Genomic DNA, 20,295 nt, shown 5'->3' with positions numbered 1-20,295 from the left:
CTTAGTAAGTCCTCAATTCGTCCAGGACTTCGGTTACCAACTGAGCAGTTAGCTTACCGTAAACCACCCCGTTAATTACCATAGCCGGTGACTGGTCACATAATCCCAGACAGGGTACCAGCTCCAGGGTAAAACGTTGATCCAGAGTGGTTTGGCCCGGTTCTATACCCAGGTTGTCCACCAGGGTATCCAGAATGTTTTCCGTACCGTTCAGGTAACAGGGTAGCGAATTACACAGGCGGATAACGTACTTTCCCTTTTGGTTAGTGGAGAGCAGGCTGTAAAAGGTAATCATGCCGTAAATATCAATTGAGGGAATGCTTAAGCATTCCCTCAAATAATTTACAGCTTCGTGGGGTATGTAGCCACACTCTTCCTGAACCGCTTCCAAACATGGAAGGAGGGAGAGCCGAGAGCTTCCGCTCTGGGTAATGACGCCGTCTACTTTTTCTTTCCAGATACTTTCCATATTGAAGTAACTCCGGTTATTTTAATAGGGGGCGTAAAAGACCTGTACATACTAGCATATAACGGCAAACAATATCAAATTAGTGGATTATAATAATATTTATAGCTACAAACTAATAAAACAATAGGCAAATGTTTGCCATTAAGCACCGTATTCCATTCGTGGGTAAGTTACTGAATGTATACGCTATTGCCGTATTGGGTAAAGAAAGGTACTAGTACTTTATATATACTACCATATAATACAAGGCTTGGCTATCCCCTAACAGGCTTAACCCTGATATAATGTAAAAAATATTTCAGAACGGTAACGGCATGTTATATAAAACTGTACTGGAAACACCCCGTCTTGTACTGCGGCCTTTCAGCCTGGCAGATGCGGCTGCAGTTGCCGGACTGGCAGGAGATGCCCTGATAGCCGATACTACCCTTAATATTCCCCACCCCTACCTGCCGGAAATGGCTGAAAAGTGGATATCCGGCCATGCAGAAAAACTGGCCACCGATACTGAACAGCACTTTGCCATAACCGAAAAGGGTAACGGAACACTGCTGGGTGCCTGCGGGCTGATATTCTGCTTTCCCCACCAGCGTTCCGAGCTGGGTTACTGGATTGGCAAACCCTACTGGAACAAAGGTTATGCTACCGAGACACTGAAGGCTTTAGTTGATTACGCTTTTCTGGACTTGAATCTGCACCGCTTGTATGCCTACTATTTTAAAAGAAACCCTGCTTCCGGCCGGGTAATGGCCAAAGCCGGGCTAAAACACGAAGGCAGTTTCCCCAAGCATCTGCTGAAAAACGGCGTTTTTGAAGATGTGGAATACTGCGGGCTACTTCGCAACGATTATCTGCTGTCAAAATAAACCGCTTGGCATTCGGAAGATGCGGCTTTTACCCCGTAAATCCCCCAACTTTATACCCCGTATTTTATACCAAGCTCATCCAGCAGTTTTTCCACCTTTTGGCGGATACTTTCCACTATCAGGCGAACTTCCGCCAGATTTTTACCCCGCGGATCGGTTATGCCCCAATCTTCCTTGCCGTACAGATGCCCCGGGCAGGACAGAGTAACATCACACCCCATACTGATAACCCGGCTGGCACTATCCAGCATACCCGGATTAAGCAGTTTAGGTTTGAGACCATCTGTATTTATGCCGCCCTCTTTCAGCACTTTCACTACCTTCGCATTAAGAGCTAAAGAAGGTTCTGTCCCGGCGGAAAGTGCCAGAGCTTTGTCCCCGGCCAGATGATTAAAAATAGCCTCGGCTGCCTGAGAACGGCCGGCATTATGCAAACATACAAACAAGACCTGGTTTTTGTCTTTCATATCAGTACTTTGATGAACCAAACTCTTCAGATTTACCGGTAATCACAAAGAGCACCCTTTCACAAATATTGGTAACCCTATCCGCACTTCTTTCCAGATTATGGGCCGCCCAGATAAGACGGGTTGCACGTGAGATAGTATGGGGGTCTTCAGCCATAAAGACCAGAAGCTCCCGAAAAACCTGATTATACAGGCCGTCTACTTCATCATCTTCGTCTATTACCCGCAGAGCTTCAGCAGAGTCACGCCTGACAAAAGCCCCCAGTGCCCGGTTGAGCATTTCCTCTGTTTTCAGAGACATACGGGGCAGGTCAATAAGCGGTTTAAGAGGAGGCTCTTCACCTAGCATAAGGGCTATTTTGGCATTACCTTCGGCATGGTCGCCAATACGTTCAAGGTCAACTATTATGTTAAGCACAGCTACGATTATCCGCAGGTCACGGGCCATCGGCTGCTGGGTAGCCATAAGCTCTATGCTTTTTTCTTCTATCTCAAAACGTTTTTGGTTAATATATTTGTCTTCTTCTATAACCTGTTTGGCCAGTTCCAAATCCCGCTCTTTCATAGCCTGCATAGAGCGGTCAATAGCCTTGCCTACCATGCTTCCCAACAGGAGCAAGTCATTTTCAAGTTCCCTAAGGTGACGGTCAAATCCCATTCGCGGCATGATATCCTCCTTTAACCGAACCGGCCGGTAATATAATCTTCAGTGCGCTTGTCTTTGGGTCGGGAAAAAATCTCACCGGTACGACCGTATTCAACCAGGTCACCCGTCAGCAGAAACCCTGTCCAGTCTGAGGCACGGGCTGCCTGCTGCATATTGTGGGTTACGATAGCGATAGTATAGTTCTGCTTGAGTTCCTGCATCAATTCTTCAATTCTCATAGTGCTCACAGGGTCAAGTGCGGAACAGGGCTCATCCATTAGGATAACTTCCGGCTCTACCGCCAGCACTCTGGCAATACACAGTCTTTGCTGCTGCCCGCCGGAAAGTGCCAGACCGGATTTGTGCAAATTATCCTTGACCTCATCCCAAAGTGCCGCCTGCCGCAGGCTTTTTTCCACTATCTCATCCAGACGTGACTGGGCAGTAGTACCCAGCATGCGCGGACCGAAAGCCACATTGTCAAAAATGCTCTTTGGAAAGGGATTGGGCTGCTGAAAGACCATACCAACCCGTTTGCGGAGATTGACCACGTCCAGGCTGGGGGAATAAACACTTTCATTATCCAGCAATATCTCACCCTCCAGCCTGGCTCCGCTGACCAGGTCATTCATCCGGTTAAGAGCACGTAAAAGGGTACTTTTGCCGCATCCCGAAGGGCCTATAATGGCGGTTATCTGGCGGTCGGGGAAATCCATATTTATATTTTTAAGTACCTGGTGCTGGTGGTAAAAGAAATTTACACCGCGGATTTTGATTTTAGGTTCCATTTAAACTCCTCCGCTTATGCGTTTCTGGAAACGCCGGGAAATGAAATTGGTCAAGGCATTTAATCCCACAATAATCACTATTAAAACTGCGGCTGTCGCCATGGCTTTATCTATGGCATTAGTTTCGGTAGCCAGATAAAAGACATGCAGTGCCAGTGAGCGCCCGCCTGAAAGGAGTGAATCCGGCATGGCAGCGCTCCCTCCCATAGTAACATACAAACAGGCGGTTTCACCCAGTGCCCGCCCGGCACATAAAATTACCCCGGTTGCAATACCCGGCAAAGCCGCCGGCAGTATCACGTGAGTCACCGCCTGCCACTTGGTAGCCCCCAAAGCCATTGCCCCTGCCCGGTAAGAACGGGGAACTGTCTTCAACGCTTCTTCCGTAGCAGTGATAAGCACAGGAAGCAGAAGGCATGCCAGTGTAAGCGCGCCCGAAAGTATGGAAAAACGGAAATGCAAAACAGTAACAAACAGGGCAAACCCGAACAAACCAAACAGGATAGAAGGCACACCCGCCAGAGTTTGAACTCCGTAACGTATAAAACGGGTCAGGCGGTTGTCTGGTGCATATTCCACCAGGTATATAGCCGCCCCGATACCCACCGGTACCAGTATCAGCAGGGTCAGCCCGACCAGATAAAGAGTAGTCACAATTGTAGAGGAAATACCTCCCTCTCCTGCCAGACCGCCAGCCGGCGGGGTAAACAGAAAATCCCAGGAGAAACCGGGCAATCCCCTGATAATTATATAACCTATGATAAGCAGCAGAACCAGCAGAGTGATAATACCTGCTGTCCACAACAGCACAAATGCCACTTTCTGGGTACTGCGGGAAGTAAATCTAAGCATGTTGTTCACCCCGCTTCAACGCCAAAGTAGCCAGACTGTTTAGTATAAGTATCAAGATGAGAAGCACCAAACCGGTGGCAAAAAGGGCATTTTCATGCAGACCTGCCGCATAGTTTATCTCTACCGCAATATTACCTGTGAGTGTTCTGGCGGGGTCAAGAGGGGAAGAGGGAATAATAACCGCATTCCCTATAACCATAATCATAGCCATAGTCTCACCGATAGCCCGCCCCATGCCCAGCACTATGCTTGCCCCTACCCCGGAACGGGCGGCCGGCAGCAGCACATGCCAGATAGTTTGCCAATGGCTGGCACCCAGTGCCAGGGACCCTTCCCGATAGGTGCGGGGTACAGCCCGCAGACTATCTTCGGAGATGCTGATAATAGTTGGTAAAACCATAATTGAGAGTACCAGCACTGCCGCCAGTATGGAATAACCTGTCCCTCCCAGGCTTCTTACAGCCGGTACAATTACCATTATGCCTACCAAACCGTAAACCACAGAGGGAATACCCACCAGTAGTTCAACTGCCGGACGAAGCAGATTACGCACCTTCCGGGGTGCAACCTCTGCCAGCAAAATAGCACAGGCAATACCCAGCGGCACTGCAATCAGCATAGCGCCAAGAGTAACCAGCAGAGAGCCCACTATCATGGATAGTATGCCGTATTCGCCATAGGTGGGGCTCCAGCTCTCCCCGAACAGGAAATCCAGCGGGTTTACTTCGCCGAATAATGGCAAACCGCCTTTTATAATAAATACTGCAATAGCCAGCAGTACCAGTATGGAAACAAGAGCAGTAATAAAAACCCCGTATTTGGCTAATTTATCAGTAAGATATCTGGGCAACATTTTTCTAAACCAGTCCGGGCAGAGAGTGTCGGTCTCTGCCCATTAAGATGGTCTGATTTACCCGACCCGGACTTAGTTTACAGATAAGTAACCTTCTTCAGTTATTATCTGCTGGACTGCATCGCTCATACAGTAGTCCAGGAAGGCCTGTACCAGTTCGCTGGGAGTGCCTTTGGTCAGGAAGTAGAGCGGGCGGATAATGGGGTAAGTACCGTTTTTACCATTCTCGGAGGTAGCAGCTATACCGTTTATGCTCAGGGCTTTTACATTTGAATCTATATAGCCGAAGGAGATAAAGCCGATGGCATCTTTGTCACCGGAAAGAGCGGTCTTAAGAGCACCGTTGGAGTTCTGGAGGACTGCATTGGCTACAATCCGCACATCAGCACCCATGACCAGTTCCTCAAAGGCGGTTCTGGTGCCGGAACCCTCTTCACGGGCCATTACATGGATTGTCTTGTCCGGGCCGCCCACCTGGCTCCAGTTGGTTATTACGCCGGCAAAGATATCCCGTACCTGGTCTATAGTCAGGTTATTTACCGCGGTATTATCAGGGTGAACCACTATGGCAATACCGTCTTTGGCCAGCAGATGTTTAGTCAGGCCTGTTTCGGTGTCTTTCAGGTCACGCGAAGCCGCCCCGATATCTACAGTCCCCTCGGTTACAGATTTAACCCCAACTGATGAACCGCCGCCGCCTATTACCACATTAACATTCGGGTACAGAACTTTGAAAGCGGCTGCCAGTTTTTCAGCCAGAGGCTGAACAGTAGTAGAACCGGCCTCGTTGATAGTTCCTGAGAGAGCGGAAGTATTGTCCGGGTTATCTGTATTATCTGTATCATTGCTGCACCCTGCCATACCCAATGCCAGCAGCATTACGGCAGTCGCAGGCAGCATAATTTTTTTCTTATTTACTATCTTGTTCACTTTTTCCTCCTTTTCTCTTTATTTCTTTGCAAAGCCTGTATATCAGCTGTTCAGACTATTTAAAAGCTGGCTCTTCAGCCTATGCTCCTTAAGTTCCTCCGGATGCTCGAATATAAGGTGCAGCACGGCTTCAGCAGTAGATATGTTGGTAGCCAAGGGTACATTGTGTACGTCACACACTCGCATCAGGGCGGAAATATCAGGTTCATGGGGCTGGGCGGTCAGGGGGTCACGAAGGAATATGATAGCGGTTACTACCCCGCTGGCTACCATAGCACCAATCTGCTGGTCACCTCCCAGAGGGCCGCTTTGCAGCAGATTTACATTCAAACTGGTGCTGGCCTGAATGAGCTTACCGGTGGTGCGGGTGGCTACCAGATTAAGGCTTCCCAGATCCGTCTCATGCTTTTTTACCAGTTCAACCATTTCCTGCTTCTTGTTATCATGGGCTACCAGAGCTAAAGTTATTCTTTCCATTATATTCACCTCCTTTCTTGTTTCTTTTCCTCTTTCCTTATTCACATTACTAGTTTAAAGCCACAAGATTAAGGCTGTATAAAGAACATGTTAAGGTTGTGTAAAAATTTTAAAGTAACCCGTAAGATAAAAGCCTGAGCTCCGGGCTTCCCGGAAAATAAAAAAACCGGTTTTTCAAACCGGCTTATCCACTAACTGCACTTAGAATTACTCAGGTCAGGGGTAAACCGAAGCTGAATGTAGCCCCTTTGCCATAAACACTCTCTGCCCAAATAGTCCCGCCATGCGCTTGCACTATATGCTTGGAAATAGCCAAACCCAAACCTGTACCCCCGCTGGAACGGGCTTTGTCTACTTTGTAAAAACGCTCAAACACCCGGGTAAGGTCCTCTTCGGGTATACCTATACCGCTGTCAGATACATAGATTACCAGTGTTTGCCCTTGGGTGCGGGCCCCAATCTTTATCCTGCCGCCTTTAGGGGTAAACTTGATAGCATTATGCACCAGATTGACCAACACCTGTTCAACCCGGTTTTCATCCAGTTTTACTTGCGGCAGAGTTTCGGGCAGTTCTACCCCAAGGCTTATACCTGCCCGTTCAGCCTGAGGCCTAAGCCTTTCCGCCGCAAGCTTGATTGCGGTTGAAATATCTCCCGGCTGAAGGCGTAAAACCGCCTGCCCGCTCTCGATAGCTGAAAGGTCACTCAATTCGGTAACCAGCTGAGCCAATTTATCTACCTCAAGGTGAATTTTATCAATAAACCCGGCCGCAACCGCTGGGTCAGACGCCGCACCTTCCTGCAAAGTTTCGGTCAACAGTTTCAAAGAGCTGATAGGGGTGCGCAATTCATGGGAAATATTAGCTACAAAATCCCTCCTTACCTTTTCCAGCCGACGAAGCTCTGAAAGGTCCTGCACCAGCACCAGATAACCTGACTGGCTGACCAGCGGAGTGGCAATAATGCCCAGAAAACGCCTGCCGGCGGCAAGCTCGACAAAGCCCATCTCCTGTTTACCCGAGGATCTGGCATGCTCAAAAACAGAGTGGATTTCATGGTCACGTATCGCTTCCACAAAGCTATGCCCTATTATCCCTTCTGCTTCCAGCTTAAATATCCTCTCGGAGGCGGGGTTTAAAAGACTTATTACCCCCTCACGGTCCAGCAGGAATATGCCGTCACCCATCCGCTGCAGCACCGCCGAAAGGCGGTCACGCTCCGAACTGACTGCTTTAATACTGTCACGCAGGCGCTCTGTCATCAGGCGGAAGGCGTGTGCCAATTCTTCCATTTCGCCTTTGCCGCTTACATCTATCTGAATGGTATCAATCTGCCCCTGGGCAATACGCCGGGAAATTGCTGTCAGTTCTTTAACCGGGCGGCTGACATTAGCCGCTACCCAAACCGCCAAAAGTCCGGCCGCCAGTATGCTTACCACCGCACCCAGCAAAATAGTCCGGTCTACATCCCCTACGGCGGCGTACACTTCTTCCACCGGCAAAGCCACCCTCACTACCGCCAGCACACCTGTCCCGTCTTTAATAGACGCAGCCACATACAGCATTTCGTAACCCAAGCTGGCAGACTGATGCATGTCTATACCGATACCATCTTTCAGGGCATCAATAAACTCAACTCTGGTAGAGTGGTTTTCCATTTCGGAGGGAGACTGAAGTGAATCTGCAAGCACCTGTCCGTCAGGGGCAATCACCGTCAGCCGTATGTCCAGCGAAGCCCCAAGCTTCTTTATATAGGCATCAAAACTGTCAGCACTTTCGGTAATATGTTCGGGCACTACCCGCGAAAACAGAGTAACCTCCTGTATCAGGCGTGACTGAAGATTGTCCATATACGAATCTTCCAGGTGATTGGAAAGAAATATGCTGAGTATACCCACGCAACCGGCAATAAGCAGGCAGAACAGGGTTATCAAACGCCATTTAAGGCTTCTGGTCATATCACTCCTCAAACTTGTAACCAGTTCCCCGCACCGTTATAAGATGACGGGGACTGGAGGGGTCGGCCTCTATCTTCTGGCGAAGCCAGCTTATATGCACATCTACAGTGCGGGTCCCTCCGGGATAATCGTAACCCCAGACCTTTTCCAGCAGCTGTTCACGGCTGAAAACCCGGCAGCGGTTCTGCACCATAAAACTAAACAGATCAAATTCTTTAGGTGAAAAATCCAGAGCCACCCCGTTCCGCATGACCAGATGGCGTTCAATAAATATCTCCAAATCACCTATTTTCAGCCCGCCTGTTGTCTCTGTTTGGGAGTTTTGCGTCTGGCTGCGGCGAAGGAGAGCCTTCATTCTGGCCAGCAATTCCCTCATGCCAAAGGGTTTGGACAGATAATCATCCGCCCCGGCTTCCAGCCCGTTTACCTTATCAGACTCGCTTGAACGAGCGGTCAGCATAAGTATGGGAACACTGCTCTCTGTACGGATAAGACGGCAAAGTTCAAAGCCGTCTATACCCGGCAGCATCACATCCAGTATAACCAATGACGGCTTAAGCAGGCGGTAAATACCCAGTGCCTTCAGCCCGTCTTCGGCACATTCCAACGTATACCCCTCCTTGGCAAGGTTATAACACAAAAGCTCCCTCAGAGTGGCGTCATCTTCAACTACCAGTATTTTATGCTCAGGCATGGCTAAAGTATAAAGCCGGAGGGTATTTTCGGCAAGACAGGAGGGTAAATACCCGGGGGTATTGCAACCTTTTACCATATTTTAGTACTATTGGATATATAAATGTGCACAAGTGCAGCCGCAGGGGGAAATTTATGAAAATACCGGCAACCATTTTCAAGCGCGAAAACGGTTTTACACTGATTGAAATACTGGTAGTTGTGGCCATACTGGGAGCACTGGCAGGAGTAATAATCCCAAATGTAATCAAATTTATGCACGAAGGCAAGGTAGAGTCAGCCAATACCGAACTGGCGAATGTCCGTCTGGCTGTCCTGTCCGCTATGGTAGATGTGGAAACGAATACACTGAATGATGGCGGAACGGTAGGTCCTGGCCATACCTCAAACGTAACCTACGGCTCACCCTCTACTGATTTACCGGTTTACAGTTTTATTATGGGCGAAGTAATCGGTATATATACTTTGAACGAAAAGGGACTGATAGTGAGTGCCGAGATGCCCGAAGGCAGTGACTGGGAAGGTCTTACTTTCGTAAACGGGGCATGGCAGTAGAAACTGCTAAAAATTGTTTTCCCCCTAAAATAGTAACTAAAAAGTAGTTGACAGGTTATATCTACCTTAATGGTAATATAATAGCATGCAGATACCAGAGGCAAGATGTACCAAGTGCGGAGGGCATTATCACGGATGGGCACTTTTAAATGCCCGTCATCAAAGTTGCGCCCAATGCGGGGGTAAACTGGAGATAACCACTGAAGATGAAGTCATTCAGGGCTACTCCCCCTTCTCAGCCGAAGAAGTAAACCTCAAAGCCCCCAAAGAAATGCCCTCTAAAAAACCGAAATCCTGAAACCTAATCCACCAGCCCAAGGCTACGGAAGGTTCCGAGTTCGCTTGCCATCTGATACAGCATTTTGGCTACCGCAATATCTTCAATAGCCACCCCGGTAGAATCAAACACCGTTATATCACTGGCTGAGCCGCGTCCGCTTTTTTTACCCTGTATTATCTGTCCCAGGTTGGCTTTCACCATTTCCTTACTGAAAACCCCTGTCCGAACCGGCACATTCAGCTCGCCGGCATGAATTGCCTGCTCCATATCATCTACCACCACTACCGCCTGACGGAGAATACGGGAATCAAGTTCCTGTTTGCCGGGAGCATCCGCCCCGACCGCATTGATATGACAGCCGGGTTTAAGGTCTTTTAAGAGTAACACTGGCTTGTTTGAGGTAGTAAGAGTACAAATAATATCCGAAGCAGCAGCCTCAGCAAGGCTGGCCTGCCTTATATTTAGCTCAGGAAAATACTTATTCAACCTTAGAACCGAATCGGGAAATATGTCATATACCCGTATTTCTTTCAGATTAAAAAGCACCTGGTGAGCCATTATTTGGGTAACAGCCTGTCTGCCCGCACCCACAATCCCCAGCGTGGCAGAATCAGCTCTGGCTAGATACTTTGAGGCTATGGCGGCAGCCGCCCCGGTACGGTAAGCGGTAATATCCGTGCCGTCCATAACCGCCAAGGGATAACCGGTATCCGGGTCAGAGTAAATCACAAGTCCCATTACAGTAGGCATCTGCAAAGCCTTGTTCCCCGGATGAACATTTACCCACTTTATTCCGGCGGCACCCGGCAGAGAGGCCGGCATAGCCCTGAAGTCCCCTTTAGGTAGCGTCAAATAAACCTTAGAGGGCATATCACCTAATCCCGTTGCCCAATCCCTGAATGCTTGCTCCACAGCCTGTATAACCGGCGGCATGGAAATCAATCCGGAAATATCTTTGCGCGAAAGAATAAGAGTGGGCATGATTTCACCTCTTTAATACCTTTCTTATAAGACTTTAGTGCCGCTCAAATCCGGCTGTCAATAAAAATTTGACACACCTTGGATAAAACTGTCAGAATTACGCTGTATGAGATATACCAGCTACCGTAACCAGCCGGATATAATACTCCTTGTAATAATCACCTGTGTTATTGTGTTTTTCGGGGTTAATTTTGCCCCCCAGATTGGGCCTTATCTGGCACTTCAGCCGGCAACAGCTATCAGCCACCCGTGGACCATTATAACCAGTTTGTTTGTTCATGCAGACCTTTGGCATCTCTTTGCCAATATGATTACTCTGTATTTCTTCGGCAACGCCCTGCTCCAGATGATAAGCCAGCGCAGTTGGCTGATAATATTCTTCGGGGGCGGCCTGGCGGGCAGTTTGCTGTTTATACTCCTCAATGCAGGCTCTTTCGGATATGTCATAGGTGCTTCGGGGGCGGTTTTTGCACTTGGCGGAACCCTGGCAGTACTCCGCCCGAACTCCAAGGTTATGGTCTTCCCTCTGCCTGTACCCATCCCCTTGTGGATTGCAGTCATAGGCAGTTTTATTATCCTGTCCTTCCTGCCGTCAGTCGCCTGGCAGGGACATTTGGGAGGGTTACTCGTAGGAGCTGCCTGCGGTTACCTTATCAAGCAGGGTAAATTTAGATTCTAAGTATTTTTGACTTCTTTTTTGCTTTTTTAACACTTTACTGTACCCCTCTATTGACAGCTGTCAACTCTGTGATACAATACCATTAGTATAAATTCATTACCCATTCTAATAACCCAAATTCTCCTACCGAAAACAGGACTCTATGACAGACAAAAAATACCGGGTACTGGCAGTTGAAGACGAACCCTCCATATGTCAGGTGTGCCTGCGCACTCTGGAAGGCATGGGGCTTGAAGTAACTATTGCCATAAACGGCCAGATAGGTCAGGCACTTATTCAGCAGGAAACTTTTGATCTTTGCCTGGTAGATATACGCACCCCTATCATGAACGGTAAAAACCTGTACGCATACGCACTGAACCACTATCCTGATATTGCCAAACGGATTATATTCACTACCGGTGACCTGATGGACGAAACCACCCAGGGTTTTCTGGATGCCGCCGGTCAGCCTTTTTTACCCAAACCCTTCACCCCGAGCGATCTCAAGAAGATAATCACCGAAACGCTGGGAAAACTTGAGAACTGTAACTAAGGTTTTTTAAGAACTCTATCTATTTTTTTACCCCTAATGATATACTATTATTCATTATTATCTGAAGTATCCTAGGGAGGCAGTGATGTCCAAAATAAAGATACTGGTGGCTGATGACGAAGAGCATATCCGGCAGCTGGTTTGCAGTATACTGGACAAAAACTATCAGATAGTTCAGGCTAAAAACGGCGAGGAAGCCGTAAAAGAATCACGCGAGCAGAACTTTGACCTGATACTCATGGATATCATGATGCCCAAGCTGGACGGGCTGGCAGCCTGCTGCATGCTCAAAGGGGATAAACAAACCAGCTCCACTCCCATTATTATGCTGACTGGAGTGGGTTATGAACTGAACAAGAAACTCAGCCAGCAACTGGGTGCTGACGGCTATATTACCAAACCATTTAATCCGCAGGAGCTGCGAAACAAGGTGAGTGAATTTATCAAACATGACTGATGCCACACCCCTGTACTGTCTTGAAATACTAAGCCGCAGCCAAACCGAATTTATAGATATTACAAGTCAGATTAGTCTGGTTATAAGCCAAAGCGGCGTTACCTCCGGCCTGTGCCATATATTTGTCCCCCACACCACTGCCGGATTAACCATAAATGAAAATGCCGATCCTGACGTTATTACCGATATCAAAGCCCAGCTTGAACGGATAGTCCCTTCTGTCACCCATTTTCTTCATGCGGAAGGCAACTCGGCCGCCCATGTAAAAACCAGCCTGACAGGAAACAGCCTGAACCTTATTATAGAAGCAGGAAGGCCGCTGCTGGGGACTTGGCAGGGTATTTACCTCGCGGAGTTTGACGGTCCGCGCAAACGCACTGTAAATATAAAAATCCTCAAAGAAAAGTGAGCTTTACGCAAATAAACTCCGAGTGATATACTCTGCAATATGAATTTCCCACGCATCGTTATAGCCGGAGTATCCTCCAGCAGCGGCAAAACCACTATAAGCAGCGGCATTACCGCCGCCCTTACCAAACGCGGACATAAAGTAGCCGCCTACAAGTGCGGCCCTGATTATATAGACCCCGGATACCTTACTTTGGCTTCGCATAACCCCTGCCATAATCTTGATTCGTGGATGCTGGACAAAGATGCCATGGCGGAAGTGTTTTTCCACGGCCTGAAAAACAGAGAGATAGCTTTGGTGGAAGGCGTAATGGGGCTTTATGACGGATACAGCGGGGAACGCCCCGGAGGCTCTACCGCCGAGATTGCCAGACTGCTTTCGTCCCCTGTCATACTGCTTGTCAATATCTCGCATATGGCTGAAAGTGCCGCTGCCATAGTTCTAGGCTACAAAAATCTGGACCCCCGTATAAATATTGCCGGCGTGATACTCAACCAGGCAGGCAGTATGCGCCACTATGAAATCTGCCGGAACGCAATTGAAAAATATGCCTCTACCCCGGTAATAGGCTATCTGCTTCGCAATAAAGACCTGGTTATACCGGAACGCCACCTGGGGTTGAAGACTACCTCTGAAGGCGGTGAACTGGAAACCTTTATCCAGAACCTGGCTACCCATATTGAAAGTACTATAGATATTGACCGCATTTGGGAAATTGCCCAAAATGCCCCGCCCCTGCCTGAAAAACCCTGTCCGCACATCTTCCCCAAAACCCCTGCCTGCCCGGTTACCCGCATAGCTGTAGCCAAAGATGAAGCATTCAGCTTCTATTATCAAGCCAATCTGGATATGCTGTCAGACTGGGGGGCGGAACTTTGTTATTTCAGCCCATTACATGATACCTGCCTGCCTGAAAATATCGGCGGCATATATATAGGGGGCGGCTTTCCGGAAATAATGGCCGCTGAACTAAGTACCAATCAACTCATGAAGACCGCCCTGACCAAAGCAGCAGAGAGCGGCATGCCCATTTACGCCGAATGCGGCGGGCTTATGTATTTATCCGAAGCAATAGAGGACTTTGACGGCACAAAATACTTGATGCTGGGGCTGCTTCCCGGCATATCCGTTATGCAAAAGAAACTCCATCGTCTGGCATATACCAGAGCAGCAGTACAGAACGATAATATCCTTTCTGCCAAGGGCACCGAACTCCGCGGTCATATCTTCCATTGGTCAAAATTACCTTCCCCTCAGACCAAACCCGCCTACACCCTGCTGGAGCCAGCCGAATTTGTTGGTCAAAGCGAAGGCTTTATTATAGGGAACAGTACTAATGTACTTGCCAGTTACCTGCACCTGCATTTCGGCACAAATCCAAATCTGGCAAGGCATTTCATACGCGTTTCCAAAAAATTCTGTACAATTTAGCTCTTTTACTATTCTTTTGAATAATTAAATTGGTTCTGGTTTAATATAAACCAGCAAAAGGGAAGGGAAGAACGGAGCAGTGACAAAACAACAGTTCCCTCCACTTTTCAAGGACAAATACTTCACATACGTCGCTGGTTTATCCGTACTGGTAATCGTTCTGGGATTATATACAGTTTTTTCCCCTCCGGACCTCGTCCAAAATTCCAACTGGCAACTTTTCACCACCAGCGTAGAAGCAGCCACTACCATAATTATTATTGCCATTGCCACCTGGCGCTGGGGATTTAAAGTTTCCATGTTCTGGGCCAGCGGCATACTTATTCCGGGTATGCTGGTGCTAGTTACACTGAACCTGTTTAAGCCAATTACTTTTTTACTTGTCTTAATAACCCTGGGCGCCAGCAGTCTGGTAAGCCTGATAATCAACAACCACCGCCGAGTAATCAGCCACGAAGAAAATCTTAATCAGATCCTGTCCATGATACGGGATATAAGCCACCATATTACCCATATAGATAATGAAGAAGAGCTTATGGAAAGGATATGTGAAAGGCTGGTTTATGCTGGACGGTATCAGGTAGCCTGGATAGGTTATGCAACCCCTGACCAGCAGATGGTTGAACCCCGTTACCACGCTGTCTACGGGCAACCCCATCTTTCAGCCGAAACGTGCCCCGCACATCATTGCCTGCACCTGCCGGGTGAACCCATACAACAGGCCATTAAAAGCCGCAGTCTGATAGTAGTGCCAGATATTCACAGCCAGCCAATTGAAAACTATGCAACACACTGCCAGTATTGCCGCAGTCTGCTTTGTTCACCCATAGATTTCGGAGAGGAACTGCTGGGTATATTATGCGTTTGCTCAAATAAACCGGATGTATTCGGAAGGGAAGAAATCTCCCTGCTGCGTGAAGTCTCCCAAGATATATCACTGGGGGTAGAAAAAATACGCCGGCGCAGGGAACTTGCCCGGACAGAAATACGGCTTAAAGAAGAACGGGACAAAGCCCAGCTTTATCTGGATATCGCAGGAGTAATTATAGTTGTCTTGAATGAAGATGAGACTGTTGCCCAGATTAACAAGCGGGGTTGTCAGATACTGGGGTATGAGTATCAGGATATCTTGGGGCAAAACTGGTTTGAAAATTTTATACCCGGATACCGCCGCCTGATAAAACGTTCCATGTATAAACAGATTATATCCGGTAAAACCGAACTGCCCGAACGCTATATGGATGTAGTCCTGACTAAAGACGGCCAGGAAAAAGTAATTCTTTGGCATTCTACCGCTATCCGCAGCAAAAACGGACAGATGAGTTCCATACTGTATTCAGGTGAAGATGTAACCGAACTGAAGCATACCGAAGAAGCCCTGCGCATGTCCGAGGAAAAGTACCATACCCTGTTTGAAACCATGGCTCAGGGTGCTATTTATGTTGATAATAAAGGTATCATAATTGAAACTAACCCTGCAGCTAATACCATTTTCGGCAGGCACGAGAGCGAACTGCTGGGTGTAAATATTGCCGACCCCATTTGGACATATGTACATGAGGACGGCTCAATCATGCCGCCCGGTGAAAACCCGGTGATAGCAGCCCTGAAAACAGGGAAAGCCATACGCAATGTTTTCATGGGTATAAAAAACAACCTTTCCGGTGAAATCCGCTGGGTAAACCTGTTCGCCCTTCCCCTTTTCCGCATAAATCAGGAAAATTCATATATGGTTTACACCACTTTTACAGATATAAGCCGCCTGAAAAATGCCCGGGATGCCCTGACCCGCAGTGAAAACCGTTACCGTTCAATATTTGAAACCGCCGCCAGTATAATTATTTCATTTGACCGGAACGGTATTATCAACGACTGCAATATGCGTATTCAGGAAATTCTGGGGTATACCCCGGCCGAAATGCTGGGTACAAACTTTCTGGATATTATTCATGAATCTTTCCGCGACGAAGTCCGCAACCATATTGCCAGCCTGAACCGCGGAGATATCATTTACAACAAAGACTGCCGCATGCTGCACAAGGACGGACAGTACCGTGATGTCATGGTAAACTGCTCTACACTGCTTGATGAACACGGCAGTGTACTGAACGCTATTTGCATTATCTCTGATATGACTGAGCAGAAACAAACACATTACGCCCTGATAGCTTCGGAGGAAAAAATCCGCAGCATGTTCAACGGGGTTAATGAAGGCATAGCGGTCATGGATACCAGCGGATATGTCACCGAAATAAACCAAACCATGCTGAAAATGAACAACTGCACCAGTAAAGACCAGCTGATAGGCAGACACGCACTGGAGTTTGTTTCCCTTAAAGACCGTGATATGGCCAGGTCATATATGAATCAGGCGGACAGCCTGAATGAAATACGCAATCTGGAGCTCCGGTGTTTACGCCCGGATGGAACCGAATATTTCAGCCAGATAAGCGGGGCTGTACTCCGCGGATATGCCGGTGAGATTAAGGGCATAATAATACTCAGCGTAGATATTACCGAACGCAAGCAGATAGAACAGCAGCTTATTATGACTGACCGCATGGCTTCCGTGGGTGAACTGGCTTCCGGTCTGGCTCATGAAATAAACAACCCCCTTACCGGTATTGTAGGTTTCAGCGAACTTTTACTGATGAACGAACTGGAAGAATCTATAAAGGAAGATATCCAGACTATTCACCGTGAAGCCCTGCGGGCAGCCGAAGTAGTACGTAATCTACTGACCTTTGCCCGCCAACAGCCACCTACCCGCGAAGCCGGTGATATCAATCTGAGTATCCATAAGGTGCTTGAATTACGCAAACATGACCACCGGATTAATAACATCCGCTGCATCACTGAGCTTGATCCTGATCTGCCCCGGGTGATGCTGGACTTCTTCCAGATTCAGCAGGTTCTTATAAATATTATTATCAACGCAGAGTTTTTCCTGCGGCTGAAAGAGCACCCCCAGATAATTATCAAGACCAGCCAGCACAACAAGCACGTAATAATCAGTATTTCCGATAACGGCCCCGGTATCAGCCCTGAGAATATAAAACGTATTTTTGACCCGTTCTTTACCACCAAAGAGGTCGGCAAAGGCACCGGACTGGGGCTTTCCATCTGCCATGGTATTATTGAGGAACACAACGGCAGAATATCTGTAGAAAGCACCCCGGGAAACGGGGCTACTTTCCGTATAGAACTGCCGGTTGCAGATATTCAGCCGCTGTCCACGGCTGAAACCCCCAGCCAAACAGCAGGTTAGTTTTCTTACCTATACCCCGCCCGTTTGTCAGAGCATATTTTCCAATTACAATCTTAAAAGGGAAATAAGGCTGCCGGAAGTGCCGCCCAAGCTTACTCCCCGGCAACCTCACTTTCAAACACATATATCTACAGCCTTAGCTGATTTTAGCCCCATCCAGTTCACCCAACAGACTCTCCAGCCGGGCAATACCCGCTTCAGGGTTGGTGTTTTGTGCCTCTATCCACTGCCGAAGCTTGGCAATAGCCGCACCGGAACGGATTATCTCTGCCGCCTTAGCATAACCCTCCTGAAGACTTTTAACCATACCTGCTATATAAAAAACAGGCGCCGCATTTAAACAAACAACTTCAAAAGCAGCCCCTTCGTCGTTACCTGAAAGAATCCGCAGCAGCCTCAGAGTTTCACGTTGTTTGTCACCTGAAGTTACGATTTCCTCAGTCAGACAGGGCGTCAAACCGAAATCCGACGGAGACAAGCTGTACTTAATAATCTGCCCGTCTTCACATAGTTCGGCAATATGGCTTTCACCCAGATTTGAAAGCTCATCCATGCCGCGTCCGCCTGGGGCAGACCCGTATATAACCAGAGCTCTTTTATAGCCTATCTCGCGCATCACCTCAGCCACCGGCTGCAATAGTTCAGCCGAATATACACCCCTAACCGCATAATGGGGCAAAGCCGGATTTGCTAGTGAACCGGCAATATTAAGGGTAGTCCCGAAACGTATCTGGGAAAGAATACGGAAAAGAGCCTGCGGGTGAACCTTAGCACTCATACCGTTAAAAATGCCTATACCCACAGTTTCAATACTCCGTTTGACTGTCTCAACGTCTGTTTCCACATCAACACCCAGTGATTCCAGCATATCAATAGTGCCGCAGCTCCCGGAAAGGGCTCGGGCGCCGTGTTTTGCCAGTACCACCCCGCCCGCCGCCGCCACAATGGAAGCAGCCGTGCTGATGTTAAAGGTCTTCAGGCTGTCCATGCCTGTGCCGCAGTTGTCCACCACAGGTTTATCTACCAGAGGCCTCACCCGAATTGTATCCTGCTCATATATAGCTTCCCAGACACCGGCAATCTCAGCTGCCGTTTCGCCTTTGGCAGTTAGGGCGGCCATGAATGCACCCTGCTGAAGATCAGGCTGTTCATTCCGCATTATCTGGGAAAAACAGTCTTTTACTTCCTCACGACTCAGATTTTCCTTTGAGATAAGGCGGCTTATGACAGCCCCAAAATTTTTAACCCTGTTTTCATCCATTTTTTGTGTCCTTCATTTATAAAATTTGATTACGGTTTTAAGACCTTCCAGCCTTTCTACTCCCAGAAAAGCCTCCTCTATATATGAAATACCTGTCACCCGGCTGATAAGCCTCTTTACGGGTATAATTCCCTGCCCTATCAGGCGGACAGCCTCAGCATTATCCGCTGCGGTAGAGCCGTAAGAGCCGCTCAAAATCAATTCCTGATAATGGATGGAATTCGCATCAATGGTAAATCCAGAACGGTCCTTGGGTAGGCCGGAAAAGAAATTTATCCGCCCGCCGGGGCTTAAAACAGAGGGCAGTTCTCCCACTTCCACCCCCGAACTGGCAATTAAGATTACATCCACACCAACCCCGCCGGTCTGCTCAAAAACCCCCTGCTTAAGGCTGGTCTTACCCAAATCTATTACCCTGTCCGGGCAGGCCAGTTCCGCTCCGCACACTCTCTCCGGCAGGATTTCAGCCACAAGCACCTGTTCCGCTCCGTTATATCTGGCGAGCATGGTCTGCAGCAACCCTAAAGGTCCAGCCCCCAATACCAACACCCGGTCTCCGTCCCCCACCCGGCAAACATACTGGCTGTGAATACAGCTGGCAAGCGGCTCTGCCAGAGAGGCTTCTTCATCTGAAACATTCTCAGGTATTATGTTAAGCCCGCCAGGCAGGCTTTCAGGGAGAAGTGCCATATATTCGGCCAAGCCCCCGTCATAATTAAAACCGATTATTTTCACCTGCCCGCACAGGTTCTCCCTACCCTGCAGGCAAAGCGGGCAAACCCCGCAGGCAATACCCGGATAAACCTGCACCCGAGTACCTGCCTTAAAATCAGGGTGTTCGGAGCAGACTACCTCGGCGGCTATTTCATGCCCCAGCACGCGGGGGTACTTAAGGTCACGATGCCCCCGCCGAAACATTTTTACGTCTGTCCCGCAGATTGCACAACAGGAAACCTTTAAGAGTACCCCGCCTTTCGGGCAGGATGGAGTAGCCACCTCCGCAAGAAGGAGTTCTCCCGGTTTTTCCAGCAAGACCGCTTTCATATTTCACCCCGCGTAATAAAAAAATCCCCAAACCACCAAGGTTTGAGGATTCAAACAAAAAATAAAACCCCAAACCTTTCGGCTCAGGGATTTACCATTTCCCACGGCCATTTTCCGCGAAACTCTATGCCGGCAGATATTCTGGCTTACGGCTCAACCTACTCACCGGGCCTTCCCGCTCCATTCCAATGAAACAGTGGCGTACTCCAGTTTTCGTCCCCGTACACAGCGGCGGGACCGCACCTGATTCTAACAGGCTTCCCTTTTAAGCTTTTGTTACAAAGCACCGGCAGACCTTATTCAATTAGAATTGATTTTAATTAGTTATTTCTGTTTTGTCAATCCCCTGTTTGAGACTCTTTTATCCCTGCACACCGATACCGGACACCAAGTTGGC

At 48.4% G+C, this 20,295-nt stretch carries 22 protein-coding genes and 1 riboswitch; of the genes, 9 read left to right on the top strand and 13 right to left on the bottom strand.

The window, feature by feature from the left end; genetic code table 11:
- Position 1: 1 nt before the first annotated feature.
- Positions 2-469, bottom strand: a complete 468-nt coding sequence (locus tag ASJ33_RS01235) for a complex I 24 kDa subunit family protein (RefSeq protein WP_010935950.1) — start codon at positions 467-469, stop codon at positions 2-4.
- Between the two features lie 314 nt (positions 470-783).
- On the opposite strand from ASJ33_RS01235, the gene ASJ33_RS01230 reads away from it, so the two are divergent.
- Positions 784-1,335 (top strand): GNAT family N-acetyltransferase, encoded by a 552-nt coding sequence (locus ASJ33_RS01230; RefSeq protein ID WP_041330439.1) that lies wholly within the window; start codon positions 784-786, stop codon positions 1,333-1,335.
- 50 nt (positions 1,336-1,385) lie between these two features.
- Here ASJ33_RS01230 and ASJ33_RS01225 read toward each other — a convergent pair whose 3' ends face one another.
- The 9 genes from ASJ33_RS01225 to ASJ33_RS01185 all read right to left on the bottom strand — a co-directional run bounded on the left by ASJ33_RS01225 (position 1,386) and on the right by ASJ33_RS01185 (position 8,999).
- Positions 1,386-1,802: a low molecular weight phosphatase family protein gene (locus tag ASJ33_RS01225; RefSeq protein WP_023651829.1), complete on the bottom strand. Its 417-nt coding sequence runs from the start codon at positions 1,800-1,802 to the stop codon at positions 1,386-1,388.
- A 1-nt stretch (position 1,803) separates the two neighbouring features.
- Positions 1,804-2,469 carry a phosphate signaling complex protein PhoU gene (gene phoU / locus ASJ33_RS01220; RefSeq protein WP_023651828.1) on the bottom strand — a complete coding sequence of 222 codons (666 nt, stop codon included), beginning with the start codon at positions 2,467-2,469 and terminating at the stop codon, positions 1,804-1,806.
- Between the two features lie 11 nt (positions 2,470-2,480).
- A complete protein-coding gene (pstB, locus tag ASJ33_RS01215; protein ID WP_041330437.1) occupies positions 2,481-3,236 on the bottom strand; it encodes a phosphate ABC transporter ATP-binding protein PstB in 756 nt (251 codons plus the stop codon).
- Entirely contained in the window at positions 3,237-4,088 is an 852-nt protein-coding gene (gene pstA, locus ASJ33_RS01210) for a phosphate ABC transporter permease PstA (protein ID WP_034376892.1), read from the bottom strand.
- A complete protein-coding gene (gene pstC / locus ASJ33_RS01205; protein ID WP_034376893.1) occupies positions 4,081-4,941 on the bottom strand; it encodes a phosphate ABC transporter permease subunit PstC in 861 nt (286 codons plus the stop codon). Before pstC ends, pstA begins: the two co-directional genes overlap by 8 nt.
- A 72-nt stretch (positions 4,942-5,013) precedes the next feature.
- Positions 5,014-5,871: a phosphate ABC transporter substrate-binding protein gene (locus ASJ33_RS01200; protein ID WP_051903720.1), complete on the bottom strand. Its 858-nt coding sequence runs from the start codon at positions 5,869-5,871 to the stop codon at positions 5,014-5,016.
- A 42-nt stretch (positions 5,872-5,913) separates the two neighbouring features.
- Positions 5,914-6,348: a methylglyoxal synthase gene (locus ASJ33_RS01195; protein WP_012881494.1), complete on the bottom strand. Its 435-nt coding sequence runs from the start codon at positions 6,346-6,348 to the stop codon at positions 5,914-5,916.
- Positions 6,349-6,559: 211 nt separating this feature from the next.
- Positions 6,560-8,305 (bottom strand): ATP-binding protein, encoded by a 1,746-nt coding sequence (locus ASJ33_RS01190; RefSeq protein ID WP_041330434.1) that lies wholly within the window; start codon positions 8,303-8,305, stop codon positions 6,560-6,562.
- 1 nt (position 8,306) lies between these two features.
- A complete protein-coding gene (locus ASJ33_RS01185; RefSeq protein ID WP_041331655.1) occupies positions 8,307-8,999 on the bottom strand; it encodes a response regulator transcription factor in 693 nt (230 codons plus the stop codon).
- Positions 9,000-9,133: 134 nt separating this feature from the next.
- On the opposite strand from ASJ33_RS01185, the gene ASJ33_RS01180 reads away from it, so the two are divergent.
- Together ASJ33_RS01180 and ASJ33_RS01175 are read left to right on the top strand one after the other, a co-directional pair.
- A complete protein-coding gene (locus ASJ33_RS01180) occupies positions 9,134-9,553 on the top strand; it encodes a type II secretion system protein (protein WP_023651821.1) in 420 nt (139 codons plus the stop codon).
- 85 nt (positions 9,554-9,638) lie between these two features.
- Positions 9,639-9,851 carry a hypothetical protein gene (locus ASJ33_RS01175; protein WP_023651820.1) on the top strand — a complete coding sequence of 71 codons (213 nt, stop codon included), beginning with the start codon at positions 9,639-9,641 and terminating at the stop codon, positions 9,849-9,851.
- A 3-nt stretch (positions 9,852-9,854) separates the two neighbouring features.
- Here the strand turns inward: ASJ33_RS01175 and ASJ33_RS01170 are convergent, their stop codons facing one another.
- Positions 9,855-10,814 carry an ornithine cyclodeaminase family protein gene (locus ASJ33_RS01170; protein WP_041330433.1) on the bottom strand — a complete coding sequence of 320 codons (960 nt, stop codon included), beginning with the start codon at positions 10,812-10,814 and terminating at the stop codon, positions 9,855-9,857.
- Between the two features lie 106 nt (positions 10,815-10,920).
- Here ASJ33_RS01170 and ASJ33_RS01165 point away from each other — a divergent pair, with 106 nt between their 5' ends.
- The 6 genes from ASJ33_RS01165 to ASJ33_RS01140 all read left to right on the top strand — a co-directional run bounded on the left by ASJ33_RS01165 (position 10,921) and on the right by ASJ33_RS01140 (position 17,593).
- Positions 10,921-11,493 (top strand): rhomboid family intramembrane serine protease, encoded by a 573-nt coding sequence (locus ASJ33_RS01165; RefSeq protein ID WP_034376899.1) that lies wholly within the window; start codon positions 10,921-10,923, stop codon positions 11,491-11,493.
- 142 nt (positions 11,494-11,635) lie between these two features.
- On the top strand, positions 11,636-12,028 hold the full coding sequence (locus tag ASJ33_RS01160; RefSeq protein WP_072555467.1) for a response regulator: 393 nt from the start codon (positions 11,636-11,638) through the stop codon (positions 12,026-12,028).
- Positions 12,029-12,113: 85 nt separating this feature from the next.
- Positions 12,114-12,485: a response regulator gene (locus ASJ33_RS01155; RefSeq protein ID WP_012881486.1), complete on the top strand. Its 372-nt coding sequence runs from the start codon at positions 12,114-12,116 to the stop codon at positions 12,483-12,485.
- Positions 12,478-12,894 (top strand): secondary thiamine-phosphate synthase enzyme YjbQ, encoded by a 417-nt coding sequence (locus ASJ33_RS01150; protein WP_023651817.1) that lies wholly within the window; start codon positions 12,478-12,480, stop codon positions 12,892-12,894. The genes ASJ33_RS01155 and ASJ33_RS01150 overlap by 8 nt, the downstream gene beginning before the upstream one ends.
- A gap of 39 nt (positions 12,895-12,933) precedes the next feature.
- Positions 12,934-14,325, top strand: coding sequence for a cobyrinate a,c-diamide synthase (locus ASJ33_RS01145; RefSeq protein WP_034376901.1), 1,392 nt, complete (start codon positions 12,934-12,936; stop codon positions 14,323-14,325).
- A 79-nt stretch (positions 14,326-14,404) separates the two neighbouring features.
- Positions 14,405-17,593 (top strand): PAS domain S-box protein, encoded by a 3,189-nt coding sequence (locus ASJ33_RS01140; RefSeq protein ID WP_041330431.1) that lies wholly within the window; start codon positions 14,405-14,407, stop codon positions 17,591-17,593.
- Between the two features lie 136 nt (positions 17,594-17,729).
- On the opposite strand, the gene trpD is transcribed toward ASJ33_RS01140, so the two are convergent.
- A complete protein-coding gene (trpD, locus tag ASJ33_RS01135; RefSeq protein ID WP_041330430.1) occupies positions 17,730-18,854 on the bottom strand; it encodes an anthranilate phosphoribosyltransferase in 1,125 nt (374 codons plus the stop codon).
- A 12-nt stretch (positions 18,855-18,866) separates the two neighbouring features.
- Positions 18,867-19,898 carry a zinc-dependent dehydrogenase gene (locus ASJ33_RS01130; protein WP_041330428.1) on the bottom strand — a complete coding sequence of 344 codons (1,032 nt, stop codon included), beginning with the start codon at positions 19,896-19,898 and terminating at the stop codon, positions 18,867-18,869.
- A 113-nt stretch (positions 19,899-20,011) separates the two neighbouring features.
- A riboswitch (cobalamin riboswitch) is annotated at positions 20,012-20,204 on the bottom strand.
- Between the last annotated feature and the right edge of the window lie 91 nt (positions 20,205-20,295).

This window comes from Dehalococcoides mccartyi, assembly GCF_001889305.1.
In the GTDB taxonomy this organism is placed as follows: Bacteria; Chloroflexota; Dehalococcoidia; order Dehalococcoidales; family Dehalococcoidaceae; genus Dehalococcoides; species Dehalococcoides mccartyi_A.
This window is presented reverse-complemented; position numbering and strand designations above follow the sequence as displayed.

Coding starts and splice junctions, on each gene's coding strand:
- pstB (WP_041330437.1), bottom strand. CDS start 3,236: ATGGAACCTAAAATCAAAATCCGCGGTGTAAATTTCTTTTACCACCAG.
- ASJ33_RS01145 (WP_034376901.1), top strand. CDS start 12,934: ATGAATTTCCCACGCATCGTTATAGCCGGAGTATCCTCCAGCAGCGGC.
- ASJ33_RS01190 (WP_041330434.1), bottom strand. CDS start 8,305: ATGACCAGAAGCCTTAAATGGCGTTTGATAACCCTGTTCTGCCTGCTT.
- ASJ33_RS01175 (WP_023651820.1), top strand. CDS start 9,639: ATGCAGATACCAGAGGCAAGATGTACCAAGTGCGGAGGGCATTATCAC.
- ASJ33_RS01225 (WP_023651829.1), bottom strand. CDS start 1,802: ATGAAAGACAAAAACCAGGTCTTGTTTGTATGTTTGCATAATGCCGGC.
- phoU (WP_023651828.1), bottom strand. CDS start 2,469: ATGCCGCGAATGGGATTTGACCGTCACCTTAGGGAACTTGAAAATGAC.
- trpD (WP_041330430.1), bottom strand. CDS start 18,854: ATGGATGAAAACAGGGTTAAAAATTTTGGGGCTGTCATAAGCCGCCTT.
- ASJ33_RS01230 (WP_041330439.1), top strand. CDS start 784: ATGTTATATAAAACTGTACTGGAAACACCCCGTCTTGTACTGCGGCCT.
- ASJ33_RS01155 (WP_012881486.1), top strand. CDS start 12,114: ATGTCCAAAATAAAGATACTGGTGGCTGATGACGAAGAGCATATCCGG.
- ASJ33_RS01170 (WP_041330433.1), bottom strand. CDS start 10,814: ATGCCCACTCTTATTCTTTCGCGCAAAGATATTTCCGGATTGATTTCC.
- ASJ33_RS01180 (WP_023651821.1), top strand. CDS start 9,134: ATGAAAATACCGGCAACCATTTTCAAGCGCGAAAACGGTTTTACACTG.
- pstC (WP_034376893.1), bottom strand. CDS start 4,941: ATGTTGCCCAGATATCTTACTGATAAATTAGCCAAATACGGGGTTTTT.
- ASJ33_RS01150 (WP_023651817.1), top strand. CDS start 12,478: ATGACTGATGCCACACCCCTGTACTGTCTTGAAATACTAAGCCGCAGC.
- ASJ33_RS01185 (WP_041331655.1), bottom strand. CDS start 8,999: ATGCCTGAGCATAAAATACTGGTAGTTGAAGATGACGCCACTCTGAGG.
- ASJ33_RS01160 (WP_072555467.1), top strand. CDS start 11,636: ATGACAGACAAAAAATACCGGGTACTGGCAGTTGAAGACGAACCCTCC.
- ASJ33_RS01235 (WP_010935950.1), bottom strand. CDS start 469: ATGGAAAGTATCTGGAAAGAAAAAGTAGACGGCGTCATTACCCAGAGC.
- ASJ33_RS01130 (WP_041330428.1), bottom strand. CDS start 19,898: ATGAAAGCGGTCTTGCTGGAAAAACCGGGAGAACTCCTTCTTGCGGAG.
- ASJ33_RS01165 (WP_034376899.1), top strand. CDS start 10,921: ATGAGATATACCAGCTACCGTAACCAGCCGGATATAATACTCCTTGTA.
- pstA (WP_034376892.1), bottom strand. CDS start 4,088: ATGCTTAGATTTACTTCCCGCAGTACCCAGAAAGTGGCATTTGTGCTG.
- ASJ33_RS01195 (WP_012881494.1), bottom strand. CDS start 6,348: ATGGAAAGAATAACTTTAGCTCTGGTAGCCCATGATAACAAGAAGCAG.